The organism is Vibrio sp. Isolate23 (genome assembly GCF_022398095.1).
In the GTDB taxonomy this organism is placed as follows: domain Bacteria; phylum Pseudomonadota; class Gammaproteobacteria; order Enterobacterales; family Vibrionaceae; genus Vibrio; species Vibrio coralliilyticus_A.
The window spans coordinates 1-825 of record NZ_JAKEUV010000028.1 but is presented as its reverse complement, the minus strand read 5'-3'; the positions used below and the strand labels follow the sequence as shown (position 1 = coordinate 825).

At 34.9% G+C, this 825-nt stretch carries 1 protein-coding gene; it reads right to left on the bottom strand.

What is annotated here, in order from left to right; genetic code table 11:
* Nucleotides 1-134 precede the first annotated feature (134 nt).
* A complete protein-coding gene (locus L1D31_RS22450; protein WP_239839145.1) occupies nucleotides 135-677 on the bottom strand; it encodes a fibronectin type III domain-containing protein in 543 nt (180 codons plus the stop codon).
* Nucleotides 678-825: the final 148 nt, after the last annotated feature.

Below are 825 nucleotides of genomic sequence, written 5' to 3'. Positions count from 1 at the left end.
CCTCGGTTTACGAGCGCTTGGTTGTATTCTTTCCAGTTGGTGATTTTTCTCTTCGATTTACCCATCTGATCCCGCCTTTGCCCTACTCTCAAAGGATCAGATCGTTGGTTAACGGAAAGGTTCCATCAATTTGGTCAACAACGCCTATTATCTGCACATGTGGCTTCGTTCCCTTCACATGCGTAAGAAATGATCCCTTTATTAACGACATCGCTCAGAACACCAATCGTATCACCATTTTGAGTATCGCCTATCGCAACAATATTAAGTTCTGAGCTATTCCCTTGCTCTGGTAAAGTTTTAAAGGCGTATTTAGCAGATTTGGATTTTATTTTTCCTTCATCCTGTGAGTTAAGAGCAACGATATAATACTCATACACAGTTGATGGTTTTAGGTCATTGAGCACGGCTGTCTTAGTGTTAGAAATAGATTCATCGATCAAATCTGCCTCTACAATAATAAATTCCTCAGAGATTTCCTTAGGCCTAGCCCAAACTTGAGTATGTTCATCCAAGGCCTCAAAACGTACCGTCATACTATTACTAGTAGGCATCTGAAGGTATGGATGAATAATGAAATCAATTTTTCCATTTGTCGTTAGGGAGATAGTATTATCCTCTTCCTGAAAACCCATTAATGTCAATACTATTGACAATGCCAAAATTTCCTTTTTCACAAAACAATCTCTACTAATTAATATTAATAGCAATAGATATTGGTTAAACGACATTTTAATTTCATGACATTAAGTTTAATTATTTTTTCATTAAATATTTCAAAATAATAAAAATATCAATATAAGTTAAGCTTAATTGATAAATAAA